This window comes from Streptomyces longispororuber, from assembly GCF_024448165.1.
In the GTDB taxonomy this organism is placed as follows: Bacteria; Actinomycetota; Actinomycetes; order Streptomycetales; family Streptomycetaceae; genus Streptomyces; species Streptomyces longispororuber_A.
Map to the genome: position 1 here is coordinate 1 of NZ_JAMOLN010000247.1, position 14137 is coordinate 14137.

A 14137-nucleotide genomic window follows, 5' to 3' on the forward strand; every position below is an offset into this window, starting at 1 on the left:
CCGCCCTGCCGCCAGGCGGCGACGGCACGGGCGAGGTCGGCGGGGGTGCGGCCGGTGCCGCGGGCCAGCGACGCGTACAGCGCGCGCGTCGCCGCGGTCAGTCCCGAGCCGGGGTGGGCGGCGGCCAGCCGGACGGCGTCCTGCCACGGGGTGAGGCTCGCGATCGGGTCCGTGCCGGTGGTGAGGAGCGCGTGGGCGCGGCCCGCCGCCTCGGTGGCGAGCAGGTCGAGCGCGAGCGGGTCGGGGGCGCCCGGCGCCTGCGGGTAGGACGGGGGCCGCTCGGGGAGTGCGGGGGCCGGGAACTCCGGTGGCAGCGGCGGCCGCTGCGCGCCGGAGGTGAGGGCCTCACGGGCGGGCACCGAGTCGAGCGCGGGCGCGGCCGCCTCGGACCGCTCCGCCGCGGCGTGCGTCGCGTTGCGCCGGGTGAGGTCGGCGAGGAGCTCCTGCTCGCCCCGGCCGCGCAGCAGGAACAGGACGAACGGGTCCTCGTCGACGAGCCGCGCCGTCTGGTAGCAGAGCGCCGCCGCGTGCTTGCAGGGGTGCGCGCGGTCCGGGCAGGTGCACTCGGGCACCACGTCGTCGACGGTGGGCAACAGGTCGACGGCGGCGGCCAGCGCGTGCGGCAAGTCCTTGTCGAGCAGGGACGCCATGTGGTCGGGGCGGGCCGCGGCCGTCTCCAGGAAACGCTCCCACGCCTCCTCCGACAGGGTGCGCAGACGCAGCTCGGCCCGGTACGGGCGGGGGCGCGAGCCGTGCACGTAGGCGACGACGCGGCCGGGGGTCACGGTGATCGCGTCGACGTGGCCGCGGTCCGCGTAGGACCGGCCGCGCGCCAGGCGGGCCGGGTCGAGGGCGGTGTCCTCCAGGGCGTCCACCCAGGCGGTGCCCCACCAGGTCAGGGCGGCGCCGGCGGACTCCGCGCGCGGCGGCAGCGGCGGGAACGTGCGGCGCAGGTCCGTGTGGCGGGCCTGCGCCTGCTCCCCGGCCCCGGCCCGGCTCGGGATGTGCGGCCTTCGCGCCGGGCTCATCGGGTCGCCTCCCGGCGCAGCGACACCAGGTCGGACAGCTCCCGGTCGGTCAGCTCGGTCAGCGCCGCCTCGCCGGAGCCGAGCACGGCGTCGGCCAGCGCCCGCTTGGACGCGAGCAGTTCGGCGATCCGGTCCTCCACGGTGCCCTCGGTGATGAGCCGGTGCACCTGGACCGGCTGGGTCTGGCCGATGCGGTAGGCGCGGTCGGTGGCCTGCTCCTCGACCGCCGGGTTCCACCAGCGGTCGAAGTGCACGACGTGGCCCGCGCGCGTGAGGTTCAGTCCGGTGCCCGCCGCCTTCAGCGACAGCAGGAAGACGGGGACCTCGCCGGACTGGAAGCGGTCCACCATCCGCTCGCGCTCGGCGACCGGGGTGCCGCCGTGCAGCAGCTGGCTGGGGATGGCGCGGGTCGCCAGGTGGGTGGCGAGGAGCCGGGCCATGGACACGTACTGGGTGAAGACGAGCACGGAGCCGCCGGAGCCGTCCTCGGCGACGATGGTGTCCAACAGCTCGTCGAGCAGCGCGAGTTTGCCGGAGCGGCCCGCGAGGCGCGGGCGGCCCGACTCGGCCTCCTTCAGGTACTGCGCGGGGTGGTTGCACACCTGCTTGAGGGACGTGAGCAGCTTCATGATGAGGCCGCGGCGCCCGATGCCCTCGGCCGCCTCGATCTGTGCCATCGACTCGCGCACCACGGCCTCGTACAGCGACGCCTGTTCCCGCGTGAGGGGGGCCGGGTGGTCGGACTCGGTCTTGGGCGGCAGCTCGGGCACGATGCCCGGGTCGGACTTCTTGCGGCGCAGGATGAACGGGCGGACGAGCCGGGAGAGGCGCTCGATCGCCTCGGGGTTCACCCCGCCGTGGCCCTGCAGCGGGACCTCGCCCTCGACGGCGCGCGCGTGCCGGGCGCGGAACGCCTTGAGCGGTCCGAGGAGTCCGGGTGTCGTCCAGTCGAGCAGGGCCCACAGCTCCGACAGGTTGTTCTCCACGGGGGTGCCGGTGAGGGCCACGCGCGCGGGGGCGTCGATCATCCGCAGGGCCTTCGCCGTCGCCGAGTTCGGGTTCTTCACGTGCTGCGCCTCGTCGGCGACGACCATGCCCCAGGTGTGCCCGGCGAGCTCGGCGGCTCGGGTGCGCAGCGTGCCGTACGTGGTGAGGACGAAGCCGCCGCCGAGGCCCTCCAGGGTGCGGTCGGCGCCGTGGAAGCGGCGCACGGGGACGCCGGGCGCGAACCGCTCGATCTCCCGCTGCCAGTTCCCGAGGAGCGAGGCGGGGCAGACGACGAGGGTGGGCTGCGGCCGGTCGCGGCGCAGGTGCAGGGCGATGAGCGTGACGGTCTTGCCGAGGCCCATGTCGTCGGCGAGGCAGCCGCCGAGGCCGAGCGAGGTCATCAGGTCGAGCCAGGCCAGACCGCGCAGTTGGTAGTCGCGCAGGGTCGCGCGCAGGGCGGCGGGCGGCTCGACGGTGTCGAGGCCCCGGGTGAGCCGGTCGCGCACCTCGGCGAGGCGCCCGGTCGGCACGGCGGCGACCCGCTCGCCGTCCACCTCGGCCTCCCCGGTGAGCGCCACGGCCAGCGCGTCGACGGGCTCCAGCAGGCCGAGCTCCCGCTTGCGCGCCTTGCGGACGAGGTCGGGGTCGACGACGACCCACTGGTCGCGGAGCCGGACGACGGCGCGGTGCGACTCGGCGAGCTCGTCCATCTCGCGCTCGGTGAGCGGGTCCCCGTCGAGCGCCAACTGCCAGTTGAAACTGAGCAGTTCGTCGCTGTCGAAGAACGTCGTCCCGTCCGTCGCCGAGCCGGGGGCCGTCTGGGCGCGGACGACGGCGGTCGCGGTGAGCGAGCGGGCCAGCTCGCGCGGCCAGTGCACGGCGACGCCGGCCTGCGCGAGGCGGGCCGTGCCCGGGCCGAGCAGGTCGATCAGCTCGCTCTCGGCGAGGGCGAGCACGTCCGGCACGTCCTGCTCCAGGAGGCGGGCGAGCGGGGGCCAGGCGGCCGCGGCGCGGCGCACCGCGAGGATCGCGTCGATGCGGGTGCGGGGTCCGAAGTGATCGCTCGCCTCCCCGGCCCACAGGCGGGCGGCGTCCACCACGCGTGTGGGGTCGGCGAGGCTGTGCACCTGGACGACGGCCGCGCCGGCCCGGCGGGCGCCGGGGTCGTCCGCCGCGTCGGTCTCCTCGGCGCCGTCGAACAGGGCGTGCTGCGCCAGGTCGAGGCGGAGCGACACCTTCACGCCCGCGTCGAGTCCGGCGGCCGCCTCGACGGCCCAGGGGCGTGCCTGCGGAATGTGCTGGGCCGCGGCGGCGGCGAACGGGGCGCCCGCCGCGTGGGCCGCGGCGGGCGTGCGCGGCAGTGCGTCGGCGACGGCGTCCAGGAACGCGCGCACCAGCGCCTCGGGCTCCGGGAGCCGCACCGGCCTGCGCCCCGGCACCGGGGTCGCGAACCCCTCGGGCGGCAGGGCGGCGGCGATCCCCCGGATCTGCGCGACGTCGTCCTCGTCGAGCGGTCCCGCGCGCCATGCGTCGTGGTCGGACGCGGTGAGCCCGGGCAGCAGACGGCCGCGGGCCACGAGGTGCAGGGCGTGTGCGGCGGCGGCGCCCCAGGCGGCCGCGGCGGGGTGGGCACCGCGGGTGCGGCGGGCCCGGACGAGCAGCGGCAGCGCGGCGACGACCGGCAGCACGAGTGCGGGCACCTTGCGGCCGCGCACCCCCGAGCCGTGCGGGCGCACCACCGTGATCTCGTCGTCGGCGCCGGGGAAGGCCGCGCCGTCCGGCGCCCAGAACGCGATCCGGCCCTCGCGCGGCAGCGGGGCGGGCAGGAAGACGGCGGCGGCGCCCAGCGCGACGCCCGGCAGCTCCGGCACGGTCGCGTCACCTCCCCTCTGTCCGCTCGTCCGGCTCACGAGGAGCCCTCACCTGTACGACCTCAGTACGGCCTCGGTTCGGCCGCAGTACGACCTCGACCGACCTCTATGACCTTACGGGCCGGGTCTGACAATCCTTGATCCGCGCTTCGGGGAGAATGTCCGGGTCCCCTTCCGACCTCTCAGGAACAGGCGCGAACCTTGGGTGATCTGCTTCTCGTCCGGCACGGTGAGACCGCGTGGGCGCTGACCGGCCAGCACACGGGACTCACCGACATCCCGCTGACGGACAACGGCCGGGAGGAGGCGCGCCGGGTGGCGCCGCTCGTCGGCAGCTATCACGTGGGGGCCGTGTTCGTGAGCCCGCTCCAGCGGGCCCGGGAGACCGCCGAGCTGGCCGGTCTCAGCCGCTTCACGGTCGATCAGGATCTGCGCGAGTGGGACTACGGCGCCTACGAGGGCGTCACCACCCGGGAGATCCAGCGCACGGATCCCGACTGGTACCTGTTCGACGACGGGGTGCCGCCGGGGCCGCCGGACCACCCGGGCGAGACGCCAGAGCAGGTCGGCGAGCGGGCGGACCGGATGCTCTCGAAGGTCGACGCGGCGCTCTCCAACAACGAGGGCAGCGTCGTGCTCGTCTCGCACGGCCACTTCCTGCGGGTCCTGACGGCGCGCCGCCTCGGGCTGCCGCCGTCGGGCGGATCCCACTTCCTGCTGGCGACGGGCACGGTGAGCCGGATCAGCACGGAGCACGGCCGCCCGGTCATCTCCGGCTGGAACCTGCGGCCCTGAAGCCGCGGGCCGGGGGCGGTTGTCAGACCCCTGGTGCAGCATCGTCGGCAGGAGGTGCGCCATGACCAGACCGCCGACCGCCGCGCAGCTGCGCGTCATCGAGGCCGCCGAGCCGGAGACGGGCCGGATCACCGGGAGCCCGGCGCTGCTCGCGCGGCTCGTCGTGCTGAAGCTGGCGTTCCGGCATCCGCGGCCGCCGCACGACCATTTCCTGACGCCGGAGGGCCACCGGGTCCGTGAGGCGGGCACCGCGCCGGACGCGACGGACGCGACGGACACGGACCCGACCCGGCCGCAGCAACAGCAGACGGCGGAGGCTTCTCCCGGGGTGTTCGCGGCGCGGCTCGGCGGGGAGCCGGACGTCGTGGCCGGGCCCGCGCGGACCCGTGAGGTGCGCACGGCGTGGCAGGGGCTGCTGGAGATACGCCGGATGACGAACCCGGGCGGGGTCACCGACCGCCCGTGCGCCTGGGAGCGCGGCCGCCTCACCCATTCCGCCGCGCTCGCCCTGGAGGCGGCGGGCCGTGCCCCGGCGGCCGGTTCGGCGCCCGGCTACCGGGTGACGGACACCCCGCAGCCGGAGGCCGTCGCCGTGGGGCACCCGGATCCGGCGGAGCTGGCCGCCTGCGCGGCCGCGCTGGAGCAGGCGGGCTGGCAGGTCAGCGAGCACGCCGGGGCGCGGGGTGGCGGGCGCTATCTGCTGGCGTCGCCCAGACGCGCGTAGGCGGTCGGACTCGCGCAGGCGGTTCAGGAATGTCCGGCAGGACCGGCCTGTTGGAACCGTCACCGGCACCTGAGCAAGCGCTCAGGTGCGCATCGCATCACTGTCGACAGAGTCGAAGGGAACGTCGTGACAGAGCCGTTTTCCGTCCGGATCGGGGTCCGCGGATACGAGACCGACACGCAGGGGCATCTCAACCAGGCGGTGTACCTGCAGTACGCGGAGCACGCGCGCTGGTCGGCGCTCCGGCACGGCGGCATCGAGCAGCAGGACCTGCTCGCCCGGGGCGTGGGGCCCGTCGCCCTGGAGACGACCATCCGCTATCTGCGGGAGCTGCGCGCCGGCGACGAGGTGGAGGTGACCTGCGTCTTCGAGTGGGGCGAGGGCAAGACGTTCCGGATCCGCCAGACGGTGACGAAGACCGACGGCACCGTGTCGGCGGAGGTGACCGCCGTGGGCGGTCTGCTGGACCTCACCGAGCGCAAGCTGGTCAAGGACCCGCGGGAGGTCTTCAAGGAGCTGGCGACGGATCCGGACGTCTTCGGCCTGTAGGCCGGTGCGCGCTCGACCGTCGGGCGGACGGCCGGGAGCCATCGGCTACGCGAACGCCTCCCGGTGCTCCTGCGCCCACTGCGCGAAGGTGCGCGGCGGACGGCCGAGGACCTTCTCCACGTCGTCCGTGACGACGGCGTTGCCGCCCGCGCGGACGAACGCGAGGCCCTCCAGGACGCCGTCCGCGAACGCCTCGGGGATGCCGCTGCCGATGACGAACGCCCGCGAGTCCGCCTCGCCCACCGCCACCGACGCGACGGTGCGGCCGAGCGCCTCGCCCACCAGCGCCGCCATCTCGGGGACCGCCAGCGTCTCGGGCCCGGTCAGCGTGTACGTCCGCCCGTGGTGGCCCTCCGCGAGCAGCGCCTCGACGGCGACGGCCGCGACGTCGGCCGGGTCGACCACGCCCTGCGCGCCGCCGCCGTACTGGTCGGGCACCGGGCGCCCGGCCCTGATCTCGTCCGCCCACCACAGGAAGTTCGAGGCGAACATCGACGGGCGCAGCACCGTCCACTCCAACGGGCCGTCGGCGAGGGCCCGTTCGCCGGGGACGTGCCACTCGCTGAAGCGGCCGGAGGCCGGCTCCCCCGTGCCGATCGCGGAGAGCTTCACCGCGCGCCGCACGCCCGCCCGTTCGGCGGCGGCGAGCAGCGCGGCGTCGTGGGCGCCGGGGGCCGCGGCGCCCGGCGTGTTGACCAGGAAGACGGCGTCGGCCCCGGCGACGGCCGTTGTGAGGGAGGCCGGGTCGTCGTAGTCGCCGCGCACCACGTCCGTGCCGGGTCCGAACCGGGCGCGGGCCGGGTCGCGGGTCAGTGCCCGGTGCGGGACGCCGCGCTCGGCGAGGAGGCGGACGACGTGGCTGCCGATGGTGCCGGTGGCACCGGTGATGAGGATCATGCGGTCCACGCTGCCGCCGCAACCGGCCCGCGGGATAGGAAAATTCGGCACGCCTTCACCGCCCGCACGCCCCCGCCCGCTGGTTACGGTGGACGGGTGACCACGGTGACCGAACCCTCCCGTACCGACCTCGCACGGCAGACGGCGATCAGGACCGCCGCGGGGACCTCCCAGCTGCCGTCGCGCCTGGTCGAGCCGCCCGAAGCGCTGCGCCCGTGGATCACCGACATCGGGGTGATCGCGCACGCCCCCGACGGCCCCCGCTCCGTCACGCACGTGCCGGACGCGGCGGTGCGGCTCGTGGTGCGGACGCTGCCGGAGGGCGGCAGCGACGTGCTGGCGGTCGGGCCGCGCACCCGGGCCTCGTACAACACGGGCAAGCGGCTGCCGCTCTGCCTCGACCTGCGGATCCGGCCGGGTGCCGCCCGACCGCTGCTCGGCGCGCCCGCCGGTGATCTGGTGGGGCGGGTGGTGCCGCTGAAGGAGCTGCCCGGCCGCTCGACGGCGCGGATCGACCGCGCCCTGCGGGAGTGGGGCCACGACGCCCCGGTGGATGTGGCGCTCGCCGAGCTGGCGGAGCTGCTGCCGCCGGCGTTCGAGCAGGGCGCTGCCGCCGACCGGGACAGGGAGGCCCTGGTGCGCTCGGCGGTTTCGGCGCTGTCGACGCGGCCCGGCCGCCCGCGGCCCGCGCCCGTCCCCGAGGTGGCCCATGCGCTCGCGGTGAGCGAGCGCCAGCTGCGGAAGCTGTTCACGGACGGCGTCGGCGTCTCGCCCAAGCACTTCGCGCGGATCGACCGGGCGCGCCAGCTGCTCGCCGGCGCCCGGGACGGCGCCGGGGCCCCGGTGCCATGGGCGGGCCTCGCGCAGGCCACCGGGTACTACGACCAGTCGCACATGGCGGCCGAGTTCCGGGCCCTGTTCGGGGTGGCGCCGTCGGCCTTCTTCAGCGGAAGGCTCCCGGCGGGCACGCCCTGCCCCTCCCGGGCCGGCCGCTGAGCCGCCCACTACGCTTGCCGGCCCATGGAGTTCCACATCCGTTCCTACGGGCATCCCGACGCCGCGCTCCTCAGCGACCAGGTGCAGGCGGAGTACCGCAGCCGGTTCGGCTACGACGACTTCACGGCCCTGCACCCGTCGCACTTCGATCCGCCGCACGGCCTGTTCCTCGTCGGCTACGACGCCGGGGAGCCGGTCGCGTCGGGCGGCTGGCGGGCCCAGGAGTACGACGGCCTGGGGTACGCGGACGGGGACGCCGAGCTGAAGCGGATGTTCGTGGTGGCGCGGGCCCGCCGCCGGGGCCTGGCCCGCCGGGTGCTCGCGGCCCTGGAGGACAGCGCGCGGGACGCCGGGCGGGTCCGGATGGTCCTGGAGACGGGCGTCATGCTGCCCGAGGCGGTGACCCTGTACGAGTCGAGCGGCTACCGTCCGACGGCTCCGTTCGGCCCGTTCCGCGCCTACGAGGAGAGCCGCTTCTATGCCAAGTCCCTCGGCCCGGACGGTTCCTGACGGACCGGCACCCGGCAGGTCCGTCCGCGTGGCGCCGCGCGTACCGGGACCGTGACGGGTAAGCAGACACCATGCCCCTGGCTCGCCGTACGTTCCTGACCGCGCTCGCCGGGTCGGCCGCGGTGTCGTGCACCGGCGGGTCCGACGACCGGGAGGACCCCGTGCCGGGCACCTCGACGGCTGCCGCGGCGGCCGCCCGCCGGCTGCTCGGCCGGCCCGCCGCCGGCCAGCTGACGTTCCCGCCGCCGTCCGGCCCGGGCGACACCTACCGGGTCACCGGCCGGCCGGGCCGGATCCGGGTCGACGGCACCTCACCGGCCGTCCAACTCGCCGGTCTGCGGCGTTACTTGAAGGACGTGGCGCACGCGAACGTGTCCTGGGCGGGCGAACAGCTGCGCCTCCCGACGACGCTGCCCGCCCCGCCGCGCCCGCTCACCGGCCGGGCGAACGTCCCGCACCGCTTCGTGCTCAACGACACCAGTGACGGCTACACCGGGGCGTACCACGACTGGTCGTACTGGGAGCGCGAGCTGGACGTGCTCGCCCTGCACGGCTTCAACGAGGTGCTGGTGTACGTCGGCGCCGACGCCCTGTACCACCGCACGCTCCGGCAGTTCGGCTTCACCGACGGCGAGTTGAGGTCGTGGATCCCCTCCCCCGCGCGCCAGCCGTGGTGGCTGCTGCAGAACATGGCGGGTCCGGCGGGCGGCCCGGTCTCCGCCGCGCTGCTCGCCGCGCGGGCCCGGCTCGGCAGGCGGATCGCCGACCGGATGAGGGAGTTGGGGATGGAGCCCGTGCTGCCGGGCTACTTCGGGACCGTGCCGCCGGGCTTCGCGGACCGCAACTCCGGTGCGCACGTATTGCGGCAGGGCGACTGGTACGGGTACCGGCGGCCCGACTGGCTCGATCCGCGCGGCGAGCACTTCGCGGCGGTGGCGGCCGCGTTCTACCGGGCGCAGGAGGAGATGTTCGGTCCGGCCCGGCTGTTCAAGATGGATCTGCTGCACGAGGGCGGCAGGCCGGGCGACGTGCCGGTCGGCGACGCGGCGCGTGGCGTCGAGAAGGCGCTGCGCGCGGCGCACGAGGACGCGGTGTGGGTGATCCTCGGCTGGCGGCACAACCCGCCGAAGGCGCTCGTGGAGGCCGTCGACCAGCGCCGGATGCTGGTCGTCGACGGCATCTCCGACCGGTTCCCCGCGGTCACGGACCGCGAGGCGGACTGGTCCGGCACCCCGTACGCGTTCGGTTCGATCTGGAACTTCGGCGGGCACACGACGCTGGGCGCCAACACCCGTGACTGGGCGGAGCTCTACGACCGGTGGCGCACGAAGCCGGGGAGCGCGCTGCGCGGCACGGCGCTGCTGCCGGAGGCCGCGGACAACAATCCGGCCGCGTTCGAGCTGTTCTCCGAACTGGCCTGGCTGGAAGGCCCGTTGGACCTGAAGGCATGGTTCGACGCGTGGTCCGTGGCGCGCTACGGGGGCCGTGACGCACGGGCGGTCGCCGCCTGGGACGTGCTGCGGCGCACCGCGTACGGCACGACGCGCGCGGACGGCTGGGCGGAGGGCGCGGACGGGCTGTTCGGTGCCCGCCCGTCCCTCGCGGCGCGCTCGGCCGCCACCTGGTCACCGAAGCGACTGCGCTACGACGCGGCCGAGTTCGAGCAGGCCCTCGGCCATCTGCTGGCGGTGCGTCCGGCGCTGCGGAACTCCTCGGCGTACCGCAGGGACCTGCTCGACGTGGCGCGCCAGGCGCTGTCGAACCGCAGCCGCGCCCTGCTCCCCCGGATCAAGGCGGCGTACGACGGCCGGGACGCGGCGGCCTTCGGCCGGCTCACCCGGGACTGGCTGGCGCTGATGGATCTGCTCGACCGGCTCCTGGCCACCGACTCCCGTCACCTGCTGGGGAGTTGGCGGGCCCAGGCGCGCGCGTGGGGGCACGACGCGGCGGAGCGGGACCGGCTCGCGTACGACCAGCTGTCGATCGTCACGGTGTGGGGGACGCGCGAGGGGGCCGAGGCCGGGCTGCACGACTACGCGAACCGGGAGTGGGCGGGGCTCGCCGGCGGTCTGTACCGCAGGCGCTGGGCCGCGTACTTCGACACGTTGCGGGCGGCCCTCGGTGCGGGCGGTGCGCCGCGGACGATCGACTGGTTCGCCTTCGACGACGCCTGGATCCGTGATCCCGGACCGCTTCCGGCCCGCACGACCGGGGACACGTACGAAATCGCTGTTCAGGTGCGCGAACGGCTGCGTGGCGCGTAGTTCGACCGGAGTCCGGCACTCCAACTCCCCTCCCTCCACCTCTCCTTGACGGGTATACGTCACCCGGAATTTCTGGTAGGAAACCTTCCTAACAGTCGGCGGTCCGACGAATCCCGCCGGCGGACTCCCTCAAGGAGGACCCGTGCCCACCCCCCACATACGCACGTCACGTCGCACCTTGCTCGCCTTCCTCGGCGCCTCCGTCGTGGCGGCCCCGCTCCTGACCACCCGCTTCGCCGACGCCGCGCCCGTCGCGGCGGGTGCGGGCGGGCTCGACGACCCGGCGAAGAAGGAGATCGCCATGCAGCTGGTGTCGAGCGCGGAGAACTCCTCGCTCGACTGGAAGGCCCAGTACAAGTACATCGAGGACATCGGTGACGGCCGTGGCTACACGGCGGGCATCATCGGCTTCTGCTCCGGCACCGGCGACATGCTCGACCTCGTCGAGCTGTACACCGACCGCGAGCCCGGCAACGCGCTCGCCGGATACCTGCCCGCGCTGCGCGAGGTCGACGGCACCGACTCGCACGAGGGCCTCGACCCGGACTACCCGAAGGACTGGGCCGAGGCGGCCGGGGACGGCGCGTTCCAGCAGGCCCAGAACGACGAGCGCGACCGGGTCTACTTCGACCCGGCCGTCGCGCAGGGCAGGGCCGACGGCGTCGGCACGCTCGGCCAGTTCACGTACTACGACGCCGTCGTGATGCACGGCGACGGCTCCGACCCGACCAGCTTCCGCAGCATCCGCAAGCGGGCGCTGAACCAGGCGAAGCCACCCGCCCAGGGCGGCGACGAGGTCACGTGGCTGAACGCCTTCCTCGACGCCCGGGTGTGGGCGATGAAGCAGGAGGAGGCGCACAGCGACACCAGCCGGGTCGACACCGCGCAGCGGGTCTTCCTCGACCGGGGCAACCTGAACCTGGACACGCCGCTCGACTGGAAGGTGTACGGGGACAGTTTCCACATCGGGTAGCCACGCCCGGTGCCGCGCGGGTGGTCAGCCGATCGTGACCACCCGCGCCCAGTCCGGCGGCCCGTCCGGGACGTAGTCCGGGTCCCGCTCGTTCACCCGCCGGCCGATCCGCGGGAACAGGCCCACGACCGTCCGACAGGGCGGCTGGGCCGACGGCCACGGCGTCTGACCGTCCGTCAGGGCCACGATCACGTCGGGCCTGGCGCGCAGGGCGCGGTCGAACCCGGAGCGCAGATCGGTGCCCCCGCCGCCGATCAGCTCCATGCTCTCGGCCCGGCACAGCGGGACGGCGACACCGGCCGCCGCGTCGCAGGACACCACCGACACCAGATCACGCCGGCCGCCGACCGCCCGCGCGATCGCGGCCACCTCCAGGAGCGCGCTGCCCAGTTCGGCGTCGCTCACCGACCCCGAGGTGTCGATCACCACGCAGACCCGGGGCGGGGTCCTGCGCAGGCTCGGCAGGACGACGCCGGGGACGCTCGCCGAGCGCCGGGAGGGACGGCGGTAGCTGTGGTTCTCGCCGACGCCGGGCGCCCCCGCCGCCGCGCGGACCGCCGCGCCCAGCAGCTGCCGCCAGGGCTGCGGGGTCTGGAACGCCTCGTCGGCCCAGCGCCGCCAGCCGTCCGGGGCGTCGCCCGGGCGGCCCTTGATGCCCTCGGCGACCCGGAAGCGGACGGCGTCGCGCTGCTGCCTGGTCAGCCCGTGCGCCCCTTCGGGACCCAGTTCCCACGGCCTGCGCTGCCCGTGGGCGCCGCTGCCGCAGTCCAGCCAGAGCCGCTGCGCCACGATCCCGGACATCGACGACCTGCGCAGGTACTCCTCCATCAGCAGGCCGGAATCCAGCCGCAGCAGCGACGGCAGCACCGCGCCCGCGGGCCGCGGCAGTCCGTCGCCGTAGATGTCGTCGTTGATCTCGAAGTCGGCGGCGATGTTGCGGCGCAGCCGCTCCCCCGGCCCGTACTCCTCGTTCTCGCGCGCGTACCGCTCGCCCCGGGCGTGGTGGTCGCGCAGGAGGTGGGAGACCTCGTGGACCCAGACGCCCGCCAGTTCCTCGACGGACATGCGGGCCACGAAGCCGGGCGAGACGTAACAGCGCCAGTGCGCGTCGACCGCCATCGTCGGCACCGAGCTGTCCTCCACCACGTGCAGCGCGAAGAGCGCGGCGGCCAGGTAGGGGCGGACCCGCACCGCGTGCAGCCGCGCGGTGAGCAACTTGTCCATGTCCAGCGGGACCCGGGGCGCGGCGCCGACGGCGGGCGGCCGGGGCGGGGCCGCCCGGACCGGGCGCGGTGGGGCGGGCTTGGGCATCGGCCGGGGCAGCGGGCGCCGCGTGGCCGCCGTCATCGGCGCGTCCCGGCGACGGCGACGGGTTCGACGCGCCGCACCGACCGGTCGGCCCCCTGGGCGAGGCTGATCACCCCGGTGAGCCGCTCCACCGCGGCGGGCACCTCCCAGTCGTCGCGCCGCAGCCCGGCGAGCGCGGTGGCCGGGGCGACCAGCAGGTCGGGGGCGCCGGTCTCCAGGGCCCGCACCAGGACCGCCCAGCCGGCCTCCCACCGGTCCCGCTCGGGCCGGGCGCCGACGGCCGCGACCACCGCTTCCAGTGCGGCCTGGCGCAGGTCGCCGCGGTCCGGCAGGTCGGCGGCGGCCGGGTCGGCGAGCAGCGTCTCGGGGTCGGGGAGGTCCATCCGGTCCAGGTGGGCGAGGAGTTCGAGTCCGGGGCCGTCGCCGACCGCGCCCCGCACCAGGAGTGCGAGGACCTCCCGGGAGACCCCGGCCGCCGTGCCGAAGGCGAGCAGGGTCAGGGCGGCCTCCCAGCTCCGGGGCGAGGGCCACGCCCCGCCGCGCCGGGTCTCGGTGCTGGGCAGCCGGTGGATCAGTGTCGGGCGGGCGGCCAGGAAGCCGCAGACCGCGCGCCGGGCGAGCGCCACCGCGTCGGCGAGCCGCTCCGGTTCGAGGCGGGGCAGTTCGGCGCGGGGCCAGACCCCGCCGAGGCCGCGCACCACCACGTCCCGGTCGTGCACCCAGTACAGGTGCACGAAGCGGTTGGCCAGCGGCGGGCTCAGCTCCCAGCCGTCGGCGGCCGACGCGCGCGGGTTGGCGGCGGCCACGATCCGTACGCCCGGCGGCAGTTGGAGGGAGCCGACCCGGCGCTCCAGGACGACGCGGAGCAGCGCGGCCTGCACGGCCGGGGTGGCGGTGGAGAGTTCGTCGAGGAAGAGCAGCCCGCGTCCGGCCCTGACGAGTTCGACGGCCCACTGCGGCGGGGCCATCGGGACGCCCTGGACCGCCGGGTCGTCGCCCACGATCGGCAGACCGGAGAAGTCCGACGGCTCGTGGACGCTGGCGATCACGGTCGTCAGCGGCAGGTCGAGGGAGGCGGCCAGCTGGGTGAGGGCCGCGGTCTTCCCGATGCCGGGCTCTCCCCAGAGCAGGACGGGCAGGTCGGCGGCGACGGCCAGGGTGAGCGCTTCGAGCTGCTCGTCGGGGCGCGGCTCGGTGGTCGTGCGGCGCAGCAGGGTCAACAGATCGCCGGCCAG

General features: G+C 75.5%; 12 protein-coding genes. 7 read left to right on the forward strand and 5 right to left on the reverse strand.

Annotation, left to right across the window (positions count from 1 at the left end):
• Window positions 1–1028 (reverse strand): SWIM zinc finger family protein (locus M4J07_RS41535; protein WP_255981244.1); only part of this gene is annotated, 1028 nt, incomplete at its 3' end.
• Window positions 1025–3886 carry a DEAD/DEAH box helicase gene (locus M4J07_RS41540; protein WP_255981246.1) on the reverse strand — a complete coding sequence of 954 codons (2862 nt, stop codon included), beginning with the start codon at window positions 3884–3886 and terminating at the stop codon, window positions 1025–1027. The genes M4J07_RS41535 and M4J07_RS41540, both read right to left, overlap by 4 nt.
• 201 nt (window positions 3887–4087) lie before the next feature.
• Between M4J07_RS41540 and M4J07_RS41545 the strand changes: the two genes are divergently transcribed.
• From M4J07_RS41545 to M4J07_RS41555, 3 genes are all read left to right on the forward strand, one after another.
• A complete protein-coding gene (locus M4J07_RS41545; RefSeq protein WP_255981248.1) occupies window positions 4088–4681 on the forward strand; it encodes a histidine phosphatase family protein in 594 nt (197 codons plus the stop codon).
• A 61-nt stretch (window positions 4682–4742) separates the two neighbouring features.
• The gene (locus tag M4J07_RS41550; protein WP_255981250.1) at window positions 4743–5405 is read left to right on the forward strand and encodes a hypothetical protein; all 663 of its coding nucleotides are present in this window, start codon (window positions 4743–4745) and stop codon (window positions 5403–5405) included.
• Between the two features lie 126 nt (window positions 5406–5531).
• Entirely contained in the window at window positions 5532–5954 is a 423-nt protein-coding gene (locus M4J07_RS41555; RefSeq protein ID WP_255981252.1) for an acyl-CoA thioesterase, read from the forward strand.
• Window positions 5955–5999: 45 nt separating this feature from the next.
• On the opposite strand, the gene M4J07_RS41560 is transcribed toward M4J07_RS41555, so the two are convergent.
• Window positions 6000–6851, reverse strand: coding sequence for an NAD(P)H-binding protein (locus M4J07_RS41560; protein WP_255981254.1), 852 nt, complete (start codon window positions 6849–6851; stop codon window positions 6000–6002).
• Window positions 6852–6947: 96 nt separating this feature from the next.
• Here M4J07_RS41560 and M4J07_RS41565 point away from each other — a divergent pair, with 96 nt between their 5' ends.
• The 4 genes from M4J07_RS41565 to M4J07_RS41580 all read left to right on the forward strand — a co-directional run bounded on the left by M4J07_RS41565 (window position 6948) and on the right by M4J07_RS41580 (window position 11594).
• On the forward strand, window positions 6948–7847 hold the full coding sequence (locus tag M4J07_RS41565; protein WP_255981256.1) for an AraC family transcriptional regulator: 900 nt from the start codon (window positions 6948–6950) through the stop codon (window positions 7845–7847).
• Window positions 7848–7871: 24 nt separating this feature from the next.
• The gene (locus tag M4J07_RS41570; RefSeq protein WP_255981258.1) at window positions 7872–8357 is read left to right on the forward strand and encodes a GNAT family N-acetyltransferase; all 486 of its coding nucleotides are present in this window, start codon (window positions 7872–7874) and stop codon (window positions 8355–8357) included.
• A gap of 71 nt (window positions 8358–8428) precedes the next feature.
• A complete protein-coding gene (locus M4J07_RS41575) occupies window positions 8429–10621 on the forward strand; it encodes an alpha-N-acetylglucosaminidase (RefSeq protein ID WP_255981260.1) in 2193 nt (730 codons plus the stop codon).
• A 142-nt stretch (window positions 10622–10763) separates the two neighbouring features.
• Window positions 10764–11594: a chitosanase gene (locus M4J07_RS41580; RefSeq protein WP_255981262.1), complete on the forward strand. Its 831-nt coding sequence runs from the start codon at window positions 10764–10766 to the stop codon at window positions 11592–11594.
• Between the two features lie 24 nt (window positions 11595–11618).
• On the opposite strand, the gene M4J07_RS41585 is transcribed toward M4J07_RS41580, so the two are convergent.
• Window positions 11619–12818, reverse strand: coding sequence for a vWA domain-containing protein (locus tag M4J07_RS41585; RefSeq protein WP_255981266.1), 1200 nt, complete (start codon window positions 12816–12818; stop codon window positions 11619–11621).
• A 119-nt stretch (window positions 12819–12937) separates the two neighbouring features.
• The coding region (locus M4J07_RS41590) for an AAA family ATPase (RefSeq protein ID WP_255981264.1) at window positions 12938–14137 on the reverse strand (1200 nt) is incomplete at its 5' end.

Bases quoted from the DNA above. Each gene is read 5' to 3' on its own strand.
- M4J07_RS41585 (WP_255981266.1), bottom strand. From the start codon at position 12,818: ATGGACAAGTTGCTCACCGCGCGGCTGCACGCGGTGCGGGTCCGCCCC.
- M4J07_RS41560 (WP_255981254.1), bottom strand. From the start codon at position 6,851: ATGATCCTCATCACCGGTGCCACCGGCACCATCGGCAGCCACGTCGTC.
- M4J07_RS41575 (WP_255981260.1), top strand. From the start codon at position 8,429: ATGCCCCTGGCTCGCCGTACGTTCCTGACCGCGCTCGCCGGGTCGGCC.
- M4J07_RS41570 (WP_255981258.1), top strand. From the start codon at position 7,872: ATGGAGTTCCACATCCGTTCCTACGGGCATCCCGACGCCGCGCTCCTC.
- M4J07_RS41550 (WP_255981250.1), top strand. From the start codon at position 4,743: ATGACCAGACCGCCGACCGCCGCGCAGCTGCGCGTCATCGAGGCCGCC.